This is a genomic window from Azoarcus sp. DN11, from assembly GCF_003628555.1.
In the GTDB taxonomy this organism is placed as follows: domain Bacteria; phylum Pseudomonadota; class Gammaproteobacteria; order Burkholderiales; family Rhodocyclaceae; genus Aromatoleum.
In genome coordinates this window covers 1,059,056-1,073,699 of record NZ_CP021731.1, presented here as the reverse complement: position 1 = coordinate 1,073,699, position 14,644 = coordinate 1,059,056, and the positions used below count along the sequence as shown (strand labels likewise).

The window sequence follows — 14,644 nt, the reverse complement described above, 5'->3', positions numbered from 1 at the left end:
AGGCCCGGAAGATGACCGGACGGTCAGGCGGGGATCACATGCCCATATCCATGCCGCCCATGCCACCCATGCCGCCCATGCCACCCATGCCACCCATGCCGCCGCCCATCGCGGGCTTGTCTTCGACCAGCTCGCCGACCATGCAGTCGGTGGTGAGCATCAGGCCGGCGACCGAAGCGGCGTTCTGCAACGCGGTACGCTCAACCTTGGTCGGGTCCAGCACGCCCATCTCGACCATGTCGCCGTACTCGCCAGTGGCGGCGTTGTAGCCGAAGTTGCCCGAACCTTCGTTGACCTTGTTGACCACCACCGAGGGCTCGTCGCCGGCGTTGGCGACGATCTCGCGCAGGGGCTGCTCCATCGCGCGCAGCACGATCTTGATGCCGGCGTCCTGGTCGTGGTTGTCGCCCTTGAGGCTGCCCAGATTGGCACGGGCACGCAGCAGCGCGACGCCGCCGCCGGGGACGATGCCTTCTTCAACGGCAGCGCGGGTGGCGTGCAGCGCGTCTTCGACGCGGGCCTTCTTTTCCTTCATCTCGACTTCGGTGGCGGCACCGACCTTGATCACCGCAACGCCGCCGGCGAGCTTGGCGACGCGCTCCTGCAGCTTCTCGCGGTCATAGTCGGAGGTGGCTTCCTCGATCTGCACGCGGATCTGCTTGACACGGCCTTCGATGCGCTCGGCTTCGCCGGCGCCGTCGATGAGGATGGTGTTTTCCTTGCCGATCTCGATGCGCTTGGCCTGGCCGAGGTCGGCCAGGGTGGCCTTCTCGAGGGTCAGGCCGACTTCTTCGGCGATGACCTGGCCGCCCGTGAGGATGGCGATGTCTTCGAGCATGGCCTTGCGGCGGTCTCCGAAGCCCGGGGCCTTGACGGCGCAGGTCTTGAGGATGCCGCGGATGTTGTTGACGACCAGGGTCGCCAGCGCTTCGCCTTCGACGTCTTCGGCGATGATCAGCAGCGGACGGCCGGCCTTGGCGACCTGCTCGAGCACCGGCAGGAGGTCACGGATGTTCGAGATCTTCTTGTCGAACAGCAGGACGAACGGGTTCTCGAGGATCGCGACCTGCTTGTCCGGGTTGTTGATGAAGTACGGCGACAGGTAGCCGCGGTCGAACTGCATGCCCTCGACGACGTCGAGTTCGTTGTTCAGCGACTTGCCGTCCTCGACGGTGATGACGCCTTCCTTGCCGACCTTGTCCATCGCACGGGCGATGATGTCGCCGATGTCGGCGTCGGAGTTCGCCGAGATCGAGCCGACCTGGGCGATTTCCTTGTTGGTCGAGCAGGGCTTCGACAGCTTCTTCAGCTCTTCGATGGTGGCGACGACGGCCTTGTCGATGCCGCGCTTCAGGTCCATCGGGTTCATGCCGGCGGCGACGTACTTCATGCCTTCGCGCACGATCGACTGGGCCAGCACGGTGGCGGTGGTGGTGCCGTCACCGGCGATGTCGGAGGTCTTGGAAGCGACTTCCTTGACCATCTGTGCGCCCATGTTGGCGAACTTGTCCTTCAGTTCGATTTCCTTGGCGACCGAGACGCCGTCCTTGGTCACCGTCGGGGCGCCGAACGAGCGCTCGAGCACGACGTTGCGGCCCTTCGGGCCCAGGGTCACCTTGACCGCGTCGGCCAGGATGTTGACGCCTTCGACCATGCGGGCACGGGCGGAATCACCGAACTTGACTTCTTTAGCTGCCATTGTTGATTGCTCCTAGGATTCGAGTGGGGAAACGAGGGAGGCTCAGGCCTCGACCACGCCCATGATGTCTTCTTCGCGCATGACGAGCAGTTCGTCGCCTTCGACCTTGACGGTCTGGCCGGCGTACTTGCCGAACAGGACCTTGTCGCCGACCTTGACGGCCATCGGGCGGACCTTGCCGTCGTCGAGGATCTTGCCGTTGCCCACGGCCAGCACTTCGCCCTGGTCGGGCTTCTCGCCGGCCGAGTCGGGGATGACGATGCCGCTGGCGGTCTTGCGTTCGGCTTCGAGGCGCTTGACGATCACGCGATCATGCAAGGGACGGATTTTCATTGACTCACTCCTTTCTATTGCGTCGAGAACGGACAGGGTCCGCCTGGAAAATTCGCTGTGGCCGCGGGACAAATCCGGGCCGTTAGCACTCATTGCCAACGAGTGCTAATAATAGGGACGCACTTTCGGGATTTCAAGTGCGAGGATGTGAGAAATGTTCCCGCCGCGGCGCACAGGCGAAGCATGCCGCTCGCGGGAGGGGCGAGAGGGGCCTGATGCGCTGTCGAGGGGGTGGCCGTGCGGGCGGCTCCGCCCGCACGGGACGTCCGTGCCGCGCGAGCGTATGCAACGCACTACCGGGGCTGCTTCACGGTTGTTTCTTCGGCATGCGCGCCCCCGCGGTCACCTCGAACGATGCCTCGCCCGAGGTGTTCCGCCCATCGCCGATACTCACTTCGGCGCCGCCGGGGCCCTCATCGTCTTCATCACCTCGTCCAGTTCCTTCAGCGCGTGCTGATCATCCTCGGTCAGGGCAGCCGGCGCCGCACACCGGGGGTCGGTCTTTTGCAGTGCGGCCAGCATCCGGCGAGTGATGGGGATGGGGTCGCAGCCGTGGTCGATCTCGCAGACCATGTCGAACTCGGGTTTCGCCTTCACGTGGCAGGCAAAGCAGTTTCCGCCGAAGCGGTTGACCACTTCTGCAAAGCCGCGCTTGCGAATCCTGGTTCCCTCCTTGGAGACATCCAGTTCGAAGAATTCCCAGTCCCGGGTCGCGGAGTTGAACCCTTCCGGGTGCTTCACCATGACCTCGCCGGGCACCAGCTGCACCACGGAACCCGGGGGATACGTTCCGGTTCCCTTCTCGGCAACCGCGATCGTGGCCTTGCGGTTGCCCAGGAGGTTGTCCACGTAGAAATGACGCACCTTGACCATGTCGTTCAGGCACTTGAACGAACTATCGGTGATCGTCATCTCCTGCGCTTGCGCGTCGTGTCCGCCGCTGACGGCGACACTCAGCAGGAGCACAGCGCCCACCGACCTGAAGATCGTCTTCAGACCTTGACGGACGCCCGGGTCACGGACGGAAAGAATTGGGGAAAAAGCCGGGATTTTCTTCATTTTTGTCACCTCATTATCGAAACGTACCCTCGCGGTCTCGCTCAACGAGTCATGCAACGGCGCCATCCACTGCTTGAGAATAAAAAGGAGAAAGGTGCCAGCAAGAAGGCAGGGGAGAGTAGGAGTCCACCATTCGAGCGTGACGGCAAGGCACCTTTCTGCATGAAAACCGTCGGTCATGCGTCACGCGGGAAGCCGCGGCCGCTCCTCCCCCTGGCAAGCCCGCCCGCTCCCGCCGTGAGCAGCGGGGTCGGCCGGGATTCGTGATCCCTGAAACCGTTATAGAACACCTCCATCGCGGAAAGCACCGTATCCGGCCCGGCCCGCGGGGGCCGACCGACGGGGCGGCTGCGTCCGGCATCGCGGCTAGGAGTCTGCGCGGCAGAACTCCAGAGAGTGGGGTTTTAGCAGAAGGATCGGCGAAGCGAGAGGTGCGGGAAGAGACTGCGGCCGTGGTTGAATTGCTTCGCGACGGTGCTGCGCCCGTGCCGGACGGGAACGGGGACAGATTTGCGCCCCTTTTTCCCGTTATGCCGTCCTCAGTGTGCTCATCCTGCGCAGGTTCAGGGCCATACAGACGAGCTTCCACTCCGCTTTGACGCGCTCCAGGCCCCGCAGGCTGAACTGCCGGAATCCCAATACGTTCTTGATCCAGCCGTTGGGCGGTTCGGCGATCCATTTCCGTTTTCGGTAAGCCGTCTTGCCCGCCTCGCTATCGAGCTTGTCGGCCATCTGCGCGGTGTGCGGACTGCGTTCACGGTCGAAACCGAGTCGGCGCTTGCCTTCCCGGCCCAGCGCCACCACCAGTTCGGTCCCGCAGCCGTCGAGCTCCCGGAACGTCTGCTCCGAGCGGTAGCCGGTGTCGGCCAGCGCCTGGCGCGGGCGCTGCGCGAGGGTGTCGCGCACGACCTGCAACATCCCCGGCAGTAGCCCGGCGTCGCTGGCGTTGTTGCTCAGTTCGGCCGCCACGATGATGTGGGCGGTCTCGTCGACCGCCGTCTGGGCGTTGTAGCCCGGATCGAACCCGCCGCCGGCGCGCTTCATGGTGCGGCTGTCTGGATCCGTGAAGTTCTCCTGTGCCTTGTCCTCGGGCACCCCGAAGTCGCGCTTGTAGCGCCCACCCTTCGGTTTGCCGTCACCGCCGCGCGGACGGCGGTCGTCATCGTCGCTGCGCCCGCGCGCCTGATCGGCCTCGCGCTGGCGCTGCTCGAGCCGCGCCCGGGCTTCGGCAATCGCCGTCAGCCGCGCCTCGCGCCGCGCGATCTCGGCCGGCACATCCAGCTCGGGCTCGTTCCTCTCGGCGTCGTCGGCGGCCTTGGCCCGATTGAGCAGCGCCTCGATCTGCCGTTTCAATTCGGCCTCCGCCTTCACCATGTGGCCGTAACTCATCGCCTTGTGGCGGCTGGCGTTCGCCTTGACCTTGGTGCCGTCGATGGCCACCGTCCCGAGCTTCACCAGCCCCATCTCGCGAGCCAGTCGCACCACCTGCACGAACAACTCGCTCAGCTCCTTCAAGTGGACAGCGCGAAAGTCGCTGAGCGTGCGGTGGGCCGGGAAGTTGCCTGCCGCCAGCACCCGGAACGCCACATCCTCGTGCAGCTTGCGCGCGATCTTGCGCGAGCTGAACACGCCCGTGGCGTACGCATACAGCAGCACCTTGACCATCATGGCCGGATGAAACGGCTGGTTGCGCGGTCCGCCCCCGGCATACCGGGTGTGGAACGCGCTCAGGTCCAATCCGTCGACCGCGTCGCTAATGAAGTACGCCAGGTGGCCTTCGGGTAGCCACTCCTGCAGCGCCTGGGGCAGCAGCATCTGCTGCTGCGGGCAATAGGGCAGATAGCTCGTCATCTCGACAGTCTACCGGCCCCGACACGCCAGGGAGGGCTTACCTCACCGACGCTTGGCTTCTGCCGCGCAGACTCCTAGGCCTCGATGAGTCCCGCACGCACGGCGATCAGCGCGAGCTGCGCCGCATTCCCCGCCTGCAGCTTCTGCTTGATGTGGTAGAGATGCGTGCCCACGGTGCTCGCGCTGACGCCATGCGAGTCCGCGACCTGGCGGACGTCGCGGCCCTTCGCGAGTTGCAGGAACACCGCGAACTCCTTGTCGGTGAGGGCGGCGACGGGGTCGGCAGCGTCGCCGAACCGGGCGAGCGCCAGTTGCGCGGCGATGTCCGGATCGACGTAGCGCCGCCCGCGCGCCACCTGGGCCACTGCGCGCACCAGCTCGGCCGGCTGGGCACGCTTGGAGAGGTAGCCGGCCGCCCCTGCCTTCAGCGCACGCGCCGGCACCTGCGTGTCGTCGTGCGCGGACAGCATCAGCACGCGGGCCTCCTCGTGATGCGCCAGCAGGCGCTCCAGTGCGCCCAGGCCGCCGAGGCCCGGCATCGTCACGTCCATGACCAGCACGTCCGGACGGTGCCTGGCGAAGGCCGCGAGCGCGGCCTCGCCGGACGCGGCTTCGGCAACGACTTCGGCACCCGCCCCTTCGAGCAGCATGCGAAATCCCATGCGCACGACGGCATGATCGTCGGCAAGGACGAGGCGCAGACCTTCGAGCGTGGCTGCCATGTGCAATTTCCTCGTGATCCGGTGGCCGCTACGGCAGCAGCACGCTGCAACCTGTCGTGCGGCGCGCCTCCAGGTCCCGGTGGGCCTGCACCGCTTCGGTGAGCGCGTAGCGGCGCTCGACCGGAATCCTGACGTCGCCGCGCGCGACCATGCCGAACAGGTCGTCGGCCATTTCCTGCGTGGCCTCGCGAGTCGCGAGATGCGTGAAGAGAGTCGGGCGGCTGACGTAGAGCGACTTCGCGGCGAGCAGTTGCAGACCGAAGGACGGCACGGGCCCGGACGACGAACCGAACACCGCGAGCAGCCCGAAGGGGCGCAGGCACTGCAGCGAGCCGGCGAAAGTGTCCTGGCCGACCGAGTCGTACACGACCTTCACGCCGCGCCCCCCGGTGATCTCGGCGACGCGTGCGACGAAGTCCTCGCGGCGGTAATCGATGGCGTGGGCCGCACCGTGGCGCAGCGCGAGTTCGCATTTTTCCGGCGCCCCCGCGGTACCGATGAGTTGCAGGCCCATCGCGCGCGCCCACTGGCAGGCGATCAGTCCGACCCCGCCCGCCGCGGCGTGGAAGAGCACGAAGTCGCCCGGCTGCAGCCCGCCCTGCGGCTGCGTCTTGCGCAGCAGATATTGCACGGTGAGGCCCTTGAGCATCATCGCCGCGCCGGTCTCGAAGTCGATCCCGTCGGGCAGCCGCACGACGTTCTTCGCCGGCATCACGCGGGCCGTGCAGTACGCACCGGGCGGCTGACAGGCGTAGGCCGCGCGATCGCCGGGCTGAAGGTGGGTCACCCCCTCCCCCACGGCCTCCACGATGCCGGCACCTTCCATGCCGATCCCGGCAGGCATGTCCAGGGGATAGAGTCCGCTCCGGTAATACACATCGATGAAATTGAGGCCGCATGCACGGTGCCGGATACGGATCTCGCCGGGCCCCGGCCATCCGACCTCAATTTCATCGAGTTGCAGCGCCTCCGCCCCGCCTGGCGCATGGATGCGGATCACACTTTCGGTTGTCGGAAACGTGTTTGGCATGACGAAGATCGGATGGAAGGATCGATCGGAACAGTCTGGAACTGCGCGAAACGGCAATGCGGCGGGGCCTGCGAACAAGCCCCCGCCGGCGCGGGAGCCCTTGCGGGCCCCCGTCGCACCTTAGAAGACGTACACCCAGCGCAGGTTCAGGTTGTTGGACCTGGGCCGGTTTTCGCCCTCGATGCCCCACTGGTAATGAACAGCCAGCGTCGAGGTCTTCATCATGTGGAACATCACCCCGGCCGCTCCGCCCAGCTCGTGGTTGCGCGGATTGCCCGATTTGCTGTCCTGCCACTCGTAGTCGACCCCGACATACGGCTCGACCAGTTCGGAAACACGATATCCGAAGCGGTTGTTGAAATACCAGTTCTGCGCGGGCCGCGCTGTTGTCGCCTTGTCCGTCGGCCCGGGGAACTGGTAGCCGAGGTTTCCCGTGTAGTTGAACTTGTCGTACTGCGCGTCCCAGAACACCGAGCCGATCGTATTCCAGCGCGTCGTGCGGAGACTCTGGTCGCCGACCGGCAACTGGACGAAGAAGTCGAGGCCGAGCGTCCAGTTCGCGTTGGGTTTGATCCACAGCGCGGGACCGGTGATCGGGTCCCCGATCCCGCTCACCGAAGCGTCCGCGGTCCTGTTGCGGACGCTGACCTCGGGAACGATGAGTTCCCACCCCATGCCTACCGTCGGCGTCAGGCTCCAGAAGTGAACATACTTGGAGAGTCCGACGAACTGCTCGACGTCGTCCGACTTCTTCTTGTCGCCCTTGGCGTTCCAGTTGTCGTTGGTCTTCTGCAGGGTGGCATATTCCACGAACACGTTCCACGGTGCCATGCCGTTGGGGTCGGGAAGCGAGTATTCATGCGGCGCGATGAAGCCGCGGGTGATCTGCGCATTCGCGACAGTCGCTCCCGCACACAAGGCCGCGACGACGGCCCCCTGGACCACCTTCCTGACACACGACTTGTTGACGCTCTTCCGGTCTTTCACTTTCGGTCTCCTGCTTCTTCTGATGGATGGCGCCCGCAGGCGCCGCTTTTCTTCGATTGCGCGGGCGTGAGTCGTCCCGCCGGGACCGCGCGAGGCGATCCCAGACCTTCTCCCTTCAAACGAATGCGGTAATCAGGTGGTCTGGAGATAGACCACGTGCGTCTCGGTGTACTCGTACAGGCCGTGCTTGCCGTCGGCCCCGCCGATGCCGGACTTGCGCCGGCCGGCATGGAAGCCCTGCATCGCCTCGAAGTGCTCGCGGTTGATGTAGGTTTCGCCAAAACGCAGCTCACGCGTGGCCTTCATCGCCGCGTTGAGGTCGCGCGTGAAGATCGACGAGGTCAGGCCGTACTCGGAGTCATTGGCGAGCGCGAGGGCTTCGTCGAGATCTTCGACGATCTGCAGCGGCAGCACCGGGCCGAAGATTTCCTTCCGCATCACGTCCATGTCGGCGCGGCAGCCCATCAGCACGGTCGGCTCGAAGTGGAAGCCTTCGCGGCTCGCGACCTTGCCGCCGGTGAGCACTTCCGCACCCTGGCGGCGCGCGCTGTCGACCAGCGCGGCGACCTTGTCGAGGCCCATCCGGTTCACCAGCGGGCCCATGTGCAGGCCCTGCTCCGCGATCGGGTTGCCGTAACGCGTTTCGGCCATCAGCGCGGTGACCTTCTCCGCCAGCGCCGACGCGACCCCGCGCTGCACATACACGCGCTCGGCGGCGTTGCACACCTGCCCCGTGTTGAGCACGCGCGAGGCATGCAGGGCGCGCGCGGTGAGTTCGAGGTCGGCGTCGTCGAGCACGATGGCCGGCGCCTTGCCGCCCAGTTCCAGGTTCACGCGCGTCAGGTTGCGCGAGGCGGTCTCCATGATGCGGATGCCGGTGTCGACGCTGCCGGTGAAGCTGATGAGGCCGACGTCCTTGTGCGCGCACAGCGCCGCGCCCGTGGCACCGGCGCCACTGACGAGGTTGAATACGCCCGTCGGCAGGCCGCACTCGGCGACGATCTCGGCGAACTCGACCGCGTTGAGCGGCGTCTCCTCGCTCGACTTGATGACGATGGTGTTGCCGGTGACGAGCGCCGGCGCCATCTTGCGGGCGATCAGGAAGAACGGGAAGTTCCACGGCAGCACGCCCGCCGTGACGCCGATCGGCTTGCGATGCAGGAAGATGGTCTCGCCGGGACGGTCGCTGGGGATGATCTCGCCTTCAATGCGGCGCGCCCATTCGGCCATGTAGTCCATGTAGTTGGCCGTAAAGTCGACTTCCACACGCGCGAGGTCGAGGATCTTGCCCTGCTCCAGCGTGATCGTGCGCGCCAGGCGCTCCTTGTTGTCGCGGATCTTGTTCGCGATCCGCCGCAGGTGGTTGGCGCGCTCGATCGCCGGCAGCCTTTCCCACGCCGGCTGGGCGCGACGGGCGGCTTCGACGGCACGGTCGACGTCCGCCGGGGTGGAAGCGGGCACGACGCCGAGGAGCTCGTTGTTCGCCGGGTTGCGCACCTCGAGGGTGGCGCCCCCTTCCGAATCCACGAACTGGTTGCCGATGAAGTTGCGGTACGACTTGTTCATTTGCCTGTCCTCATTTGCTCCGCCGCGACTGCCGCGGCCCCACGGTTCGAATTCGGAAATTCATCGAACCGGGACAAAAAAACCGAGCCGCGGGAACGGCCCGTCCGGGATCACTTCGTGAGCTTGTAGACCATCACGGTGCCACCCTGCGGCACCACGGTCTGATAGCCCAGCAGCCGGTCGACGCCGCCCTGCATGCGCTGCGCATCCACGCCCCAACCGGACTGGACGGCGATGTACTGCTCGCCGTCGACCTCGAAGGAGGTCGGCACACCGGTCACGCCCGAGGGCGTCGCCGTCTCCCACAGCACCTTGCCGGTTGATGCGTTGAAGGCGCGGAACATGCGGTCATTGGTGCCGCCGCCGAACACGAGGTTGCCGCCGGTCGTGAGCAGCGGGCCCCAGTTGAAGGTCGGGTACTTGTGCGTCCACACCTGCTTGCCGGTCTTCAGGTCCCAGGCCTGCACCTCGCCCATCGTCTTCGGCGCATCCTTCGCGCCCTTGGCCCAGCGCAGGCCGGTCAGGATCGCCTCGATCGGATAGCCGATGTACAGGTCGCCCTTCTTGTACTTGGTCGGCTCGGGCTCGGGCAGCTCGGCGCACAGGTTGTTGTTGGCCGGCACGTACAGCAGGCCCGTCTTCGGGTTGTACGCCTCCGGGAACCAGTCCTTGCCGCCCCACAGGGACGGGCAGAAATGCACGTCGCCCTTGCCCAGGCCGGGGCGGTGCTCATCGGCGAAGGTCGGGCGGCCGGTCTTGGGATCGATGGACTTGATCGTGTTGTTGTTGACGAAGGGATAGGCGTCGACGAAGTTCAGCTTCTGGCCAGTGCGGTCCAGCACCCACAGGTAGCCGTTGCGCCCCGCATGCACGGCAGCCTTCACCTTCTTGCCCTTGACTTCGGTGTCGATCAGCAGCGGCGCCGACACTTCGTCCCAGTCCCACGCGTCGTTCGGGTTGTACTGGAAGTAGGTCTTCAGCGCACCGGTATCCACGTCGAGCGCGATCGTCGCGCCGGTGTACAGGTTGTCGCCCTTGCGCCCTTCGGTCGGCCACGGCGCCGGGTTGCCGGTGCCCCAGTAGGCGAGGTTGGTGTCCGGATCGTAGCTGCCGGTGATCCAGATGCTGCCGCCGCCGTTCTTGTAGGTCTCGCCCGGCCAGGTGTCGCCGCCCGGCTCGCCGGGGGCTGCCGTCGTGTAGGTGCGCCACGCCTCGTTGCCGGTTTCGGCGTCGAAGGCCGCGACGAACCCGCGCACGCCGGTCTCGCCGCCGGAGGAGCCGACCATGATCTTGCCCTTGGCCGCGAGCGGCGCGAGCGTGATGTACTGCAGGGCCTTCCAGTCACCGACCTGCTTGATCCACACTTCCTTGCCGGTCTTGGCATCCAGCGCGACGAGGTGGGCATCGATGGTCGCCACGTACACCTTGTCGCCATAGAGGGCGACGCCGCGATTGGTCGGATGCAGCTGCAGCATCTCGCCGGGCAGCTCCTTCTTGTAGCGCCACAGCTCCTTGCCGGTCTTGGCCTCGAGCGCGATGACCTGCGCACCCGGCGTCGTGACGAACATGTAGCCGTTGTTCACGATCGGCGGCGACTGGTGACCTTCCTTCTGGCCGGTTGCGAAGGCCCAGGCGAGCTGCAGCTTGCCGACGTTCTGGTCGGTGATCTGCGACAGCGGGCTGTAGCCCCAACCCGAGTAGTTGCCGCGATACTGCAGCCAGTTCGCCGCTTCAGGGTTCTTGAGCCGCGCGTCGGTCACGGGCGCATAGTCGCCGAGCGCGGCGGACACGGCCGCCGGCAGCACTGCGACGGCACAAACGGCGATGCCCTTCATCAGACCCTTCATCTTCTTGTCTCCTCTCTCTTGTGTTGGAAGCCGCGGCAGGGTGGGCGCCGCGGACAGTGGCAAAACGGGGATGCGTGTCACGCCTGCGGCGTGAATCCGGGGGGCGCGGTGAACGGGCCGGCGATGACCAGCTGGTCGCCTTCGAGCTTGATGGGGAGCACGGGGAGCGGACGCGGCGCCGGGCCTCCGGCCACCGATCCGTGATCGAGCGGACGGAACTTGGAGCCGTGGCAGAAGCACGCGAAGACCTTTTCACTCACCATCCAGGTCTTGATGTCGCACCCCATGTGTGTGCAGACCCCGGAGAACGCGAGCACGCCGCCCGCGGACACGGCCTTGGTCTCGGCATCGAGTTCGGCTTCGGGAAGGCGCAGCAGCACGACCTTGTTCATGCGCGTCTCGGAGCGGATTTTCTTCGAGGCGGTATCGAAGGGGAAAGCCAGGAGCGGCTTGCCAACGCGCAGGTCGGCAAGCTTGAGCGGGACGGGTTCGCCCTCCGCATCCTCCTCGACGAGGCGGTCGCCGACCACGGGCCTGAGCGCTTCGGGCACCGCTTCGATGGCGAGGGCGGAACGCCCGTGCAACCCGACTCCGGCCGCCAGGCCGAGCGCCGCGATCCTGAAGATCTTGCGCCGGCTCGCGTCGATGGGCGCTTGCGCGGTGCGGGCGCACGTTTCTCTCTGTTCCATTTGAATCGTCTCCATCCTGTTTCGATTCCCTGCCCGGCACTTGGCGGCGGGAATTCTTGTGGTCCCTACGTATGTTCCACACTGTACAAACTCTGAATTCAGAGTGCAATAGATTTTCGCAGATTTTTTGAATTCAGAATTCCCATATGCAGGCCGCAGTTATTCGGTGCCGAGCGGCACGCGCAACCCGCCAGGGCGGGCAGCGGCGCTATGCACCGCTTTGCCCCGCCAGCATTGCAACCGCGGCCGAGAAGGTGAGGAAGGCGCAGGCCGTGGTGACGAGGACGACACGGGCCACACGCTCGGTATCGGCGCCGAAACGCTCGGTGAGCATCGGGACGTTGCTCGCGCTCGGCAAGGCGGCCACCAGCACGAGCACGGTCAGCGCGAATGGATCGAGCGGCAATCCGACCGCGATGGCGAGCGTCCCGACACCGAGCACCAGGGCGGGATGGACGATCAGCTTGAAGAACACCACTTGCGGCACGTCGCCGGCCCGGCCGCTCCCGGCCGGCTGCGCCGTTGCCGCGAAGCGGGAGCGCGCGAGCACTGCGCCGATCGTGAACAGGGCCGTCGGCGAACCGGCATCGGCAAGCATCTCGATGACGCGCATCAGGGGCTGATACGGCGTGAACCCGGTGACCGAAGACAGGCCGCCGAGCATGATCGCCCACGGCAGGGGATTCACCAGCACGCTCGTGAGCGCCTTCATCGCCGCCTGCCGCGCGCCGCCCGCCTCCGCCGTGCTCAGGCGCGAGAGCGCAATGCATAGCGACGAGGTGATCACCATGTCCACCGTGAGGGGCACCATCACGGGACCGGCCGCGCGCGCGCCCAGCAGCGACACGAGCAGCGGCATGCCCATGAAACCGGAGTTGGGGAAGGCCGCCACCAGCGCGCCGAACGAGGCGTCGTTCCAGCCGATGGCCCCCTTGCGCGTCGTCACCACGGTCAGCGCCACCATCGCCAGCGCACACAGCACGTAGATCGCGAAGGCGCCGAGGTCGAGGAGCCTGGCGATCGGCGTCCCCGCACTGAAGCGGAAAAGCATGCACGGCAGCGCGAAGAACAGCACGAAGGTGTTCAGCCCCGGGATGGCTTCCAGCGGCAGCATCCGGTACCGCGCGGCGAGATAGCCGCACAGCACCAGCGCGAAAAAGGGAAAGGTCACCAGCAGGATCTGTTGCATGCGAAAGCCTCTCTCATGCGTTGACAGACTCGGGAGGGGCAAGCCGCTGGCGCAGCACGCGGTGCAGGATCTTTCCGGTCGCCGTGCGCGGCATCTCCGAATCGGCGATGAAGACCACCGAACGCGGACACTTGAACGCCGCGAGACGCTGCCGGCACCACGCCTGCATTTCCTCGGCGCCGGCGCTCTGGCCGTCGTGCAGCACGATCACGGCCTGCACCGTCTCGCCCCACTTGTCGTGCGGGATACCGATCACCGCCACGTCCTTGATCTTGGGATGGCCGCCGAGCACGCCTTCGACTTCGGACGGGTAGATGTTCTCGCCCCCGCTGATGATCATGTTGCTCTTGCGATCGACGAGCCAGATGTAGCCGTCGGCGTCGCGGCGCGCCATGTCGCCCACCGAGCACCACTCGCCGCGGAAGGCTTCGGCGGTCTTCTCGGGGTTCTTCCAGTAGCCGTCGAACACGTAGGAGGTGCGCGAGAAGAGTTCGCCCACTTCGCCGTCCGCCACCTCCTGGCCGTTCTCGTCGAGCAGGCGGATCGCCCCGCTGCCGGCCCACTCGCGTCCGACCGAGCCGAGCTTGACGATCTGCTCGTCCGGGCGCAGCAGCGTGACCCAGCCCGCCTCGGTCGAGCCGTACAGTTCGTACAGCCTGCCGTTGCGGAAGTATTCGACGATCGCGAGCTTGGTGTCCTTGCGCGCGGGCGCCGACGAGATCATCAGCTTCCCCACGCTGCCCATGTCGTAGCGCTGCTTCACCGCGTCGGGCAGCGCCAGGATCATGATGTAGTGCGTCGGCACCAGCGACGTGAAGGTGACCCGGTCCTGCGCGAGCGTCGCGATGAACCCCTCCGGATCGAAGCTGCGCCGGTCGTCGATGATGCAGGTTGCCCCCATGTGGATGAAGGTGGTGCCGAAGTAGAGGGAATTGGCGTGGCACATCGGCATCACCAGCAGCGCCGTGTCGTCGCGCGTGAAGCCCATCTCCAGCGCCGTCGCCAGCGCGATCAGCGTGCTGCCGGCGTGGCCGCGGATCGCCCCTTTCGGGCGCCCCGTGGTGCCCGAGGTATACAGCAGCGCGCAGGTCTCGTCCGCATTGACGCGTGGGAAACCGGCATCCGCGCTCGCTCCCGCGATGAGGTCCTCGTATGCGACCCAGCCGGAACCGGCCTGATCGCCGAGGACGACGCAGCGCCCCTGCACCGCCCCGAGTTCGCTGCCGATCGTATCCACCGTGTCGACGAACTCCGTGCCTGCGATGAGCGCACCGGCTTCGCAATTGCCGAGGATGTAGGCGATCTCCGGCGCAGTGAGCCGGAAGTTGAGCGGCACCGCGACGAGGCCGGCGCGCGCGAGCGCCACGTAAATCTCCATCCACTCGACGCAGTTGTAGGCGAGCACCGCCACGCGGTCGCCCCTTTTCAGGCCCAGGCCGAGCATCCCCGAACCGAGCCGGTTCGCGCGTTCGTCCCATTGCGCGTAGGTCAGCGATCGCCGCGAGTCGCGCGTGCCGAGTTTCTGCGGCGTCAATCTGGCGTGGGTGGCAACGGCATCGGAAATGGTCAGCAGATGGCTCATGGGGTTGTCTCCTTGGGGTGTCGTCGGGCTCTCTGAGTTCTGAACACCGAAGAATTTATGGACTTCTGAATTCAGAATGCGATAGGATTC

At 66.1% G+C, this 14,644-nt stretch carries 12 protein-coding genes; all 12 read right to left on the bottom strand.

What is annotated here, in order from left to right; genetic code table 11:
- Positions 1–34 precede the first annotated feature (34 nt).
- Positions 35–1,699, bottom strand: a complete 1,665-nt coding sequence (gene groL / locus CDA09_RS04810) for a chaperonin GroEL (RefSeq protein WP_121427576.1) — start codon at positions 1,697–1,699, stop codon at positions 35–37.
- A gap of 42 nt (positions 1,700–1,741) precedes the next feature.
- Positions 1,742–2,032 carry a co-chaperone GroES gene (gene groES, locus CDA09_RS04805; RefSeq protein WP_004311482.1) on the bottom strand — a complete coding sequence of 97 codons (291 nt, stop codon included), beginning with the start codon at positions 2,030–2,032 and terminating at the stop codon, positions 1,742–1,744.
- A 390-nt stretch (positions 2,033–2,422) separates the two neighbouring features.
- Entirely contained in the window at positions 2,423–3,271 is an 849-nt protein-coding gene (locus CDA09_RS04800; RefSeq protein ID WP_286164382.1) for a hypothetical protein, read from the bottom strand.
- Between the two features lie 348 nt (positions 3,272–3,619).
- Positions 3,620–4,942 carry an IS1182 family transposase gene (locus CDA09_RS04795; RefSeq protein ID WP_121427574.1) on the bottom strand — a complete coding sequence of 441 codons (1,323 nt, stop codon included), beginning with the start codon at positions 4,940–4,942 and terminating at the stop codon, positions 3,620–3,622.
- A gap of 74 nt (positions 4,943–5,016) precedes the next feature.
- Positions 5,017–5,664: a response regulator gene (locus CDA09_RS04790; RefSeq protein ID WP_121427573.1), complete on the bottom strand. Its 648-nt coding sequence runs from the start codon at positions 5,662–5,664 to the stop codon at positions 5,017–5,019.
- Between the two features lie 28 nt (positions 5,665–5,692).
- The gene (locus tag CDA09_RS04785; protein ID WP_121427572.1) at positions 5,693–6,694 is read right to left on the bottom strand and encodes a quinone oxidoreductase family protein; all 1,002 of its coding nucleotides are present in this window, start codon (positions 6,692–6,694) and stop codon (positions 5,693–5,695) included.
- A gap of 120 nt (positions 6,695–6,814) precedes the next feature.
- Positions 6,815–7,681 carry a transporter gene (locus CDA09_RS04780; protein ID WP_121427571.1) on the bottom strand — a complete coding sequence of 289 codons (867 nt, stop codon included), beginning with the start codon at positions 7,679–7,681 and terminating at the stop codon, positions 6,815–6,817.
- A 132-nt stretch (positions 7,682–7,813) separates the two neighbouring features.
- On the bottom strand, positions 7,814–9,247 hold the full coding sequence (gene aldA, locus CDA09_RS04775) for an aldehyde dehydrogenase (RefSeq protein ID WP_121427570.1): 1,434 nt from the start codon (positions 9,245–9,247) through the stop codon (positions 7,814–7,816).
- Between the two features lie 110 nt (positions 9,248–9,357).
- Positions 9,358–11,094: a PQQ-dependent dehydrogenase, methanol/ethanol family gene (locus tag CDA09_RS04770; protein WP_121427569.1), complete on the bottom strand. Its 1,737-nt coding sequence runs from the start codon at positions 11,092–11,094 to the stop codon at positions 9,358–9,360.
- Positions 11,095–11,171: 77 nt separating this feature from the next.
- Positions 11,172–11,783: a QcrA and Rieske domain-containing protein gene (locus CDA09_RS04765; protein ID WP_121427568.1), complete on the bottom strand. Its 612-nt coding sequence runs from the start codon at positions 11,781–11,783 to the stop codon at positions 11,172–11,174.
- A gap of 208 nt (positions 11,784–11,991) precedes the next feature.
- Entirely contained in the window at positions 11,992–12,972 is a 981-nt protein-coding gene (locus CDA09_RS04760) for an AEC family transporter (RefSeq protein WP_121427567.1), read from the bottom strand.
- Between the two features lie 13 nt (positions 12,973–12,985).
- Positions 12,986–14,554, bottom strand: coding sequence for a class I adenylate-forming enzyme family protein (locus CDA09_RS04755; RefSeq protein ID WP_121427566.1), 1,569 nt, complete (start codon positions 14,552–14,554; stop codon positions 12,986–12,988).
- Positions 14,555–14,644: the final 90 nt, after the last annotated feature.